Genomic DNA, 819 nt, shown 5'->3' on the forward strand with positions numbered 1-819 from the left:
CCGAATCAGGCGCCAGGAGACGCCGTCGTATTCGAGCACGCCGTGGCCGTTGGCGACGTAGAGGAGACCCTCCGGACTTTGCACGATGGCCCAGTTCTGGGCATGCGCACCGTAGTCCTGCGGCGCGAAGTTCTGCACGTAGAAGCGTCCTACTTCGTCGAACGACGAGGTGGACTGAGCCTGGACGTTGCAGGGCAACAGCGCCAAAGCCACCAGCAGGCCACGGAGCCGCCAGCCCGTCACGCGCACGAGATTCCTTCCCGGCTGGAACGGGCTCATCGGTTGCTGATCCCTCGCGGCAAGACGATCCGCCGGACCCGCGTCAGCTCGGTTCTCCGCATCGCTGCGAATCCTACCAGGCCAGGCGGTCGAAGCTCCCGGCCTCAGAAGCTCAGTGGAGGCCGTGTCGTGCCGCAGGAGCTCGAGAGCACGTTGGTGGCTGAAGTGGGCGTCGGAGCCCTCCGAGCTCTCCGGGTCGCGACGCTCGAAGAGCCCGAAGCCCTTGTCGTGGTACATGGTCCCCCAGGTATTTCACCGCATTGTCGAGCAGGTGGCGGTCGCCGGTGACCGCGGGCAGATCCGGCGCCGAGCCGGCTGGGGCGCGGGAGGACGTGCTAAGCTGGCAAGGATGGAGGCCGCATGATCCAGTACCCCTACGGGATCGCCGACTTCCGCCGCATCCGGCGCGAGGGAATGGTCTACGTCGACCGGACTGCGCACATCCGAGACCTGGAGACGCTGGGGAGCATTCTGATCTTCCTGCGTCCGCGTCGTTTCGGCAAGTCGCTCTGGCTCCAGACGCTGGCGACCTACTACGAC

Annotated in this window: 2 protein-coding genes; one reads left to right on the top strand and one right to left on the bottom strand. The window is 66.2% G+C overall.

Annotated features, from left to right (window positions below):
- Window positions 1-516: hypothetical protein (locus GY769_24790; protein ID MCP4205140.1), on the bottom strand; the 516-nt coding region annotated here is incomplete at its 3' end.
- Between the two features lie 123 nt (window positions 517-639).
- Here GY769_24790 and GY769_24795 point away from each other — a divergent pair.
- The coding region (locus GY769_24795; GenBank protein ID MCP4205141.1) for an AAA family ATPase at window positions 640-819 on the top strand (180 nt) is incomplete at its 3' end.

Source organism: bacterium, from assembly GCA_024224155.1.
GTDB lineage: Bacteria > Acidobacteriota > Thermoanaerobaculia > Multivoradales > JAHEKO01 > CALZIK01.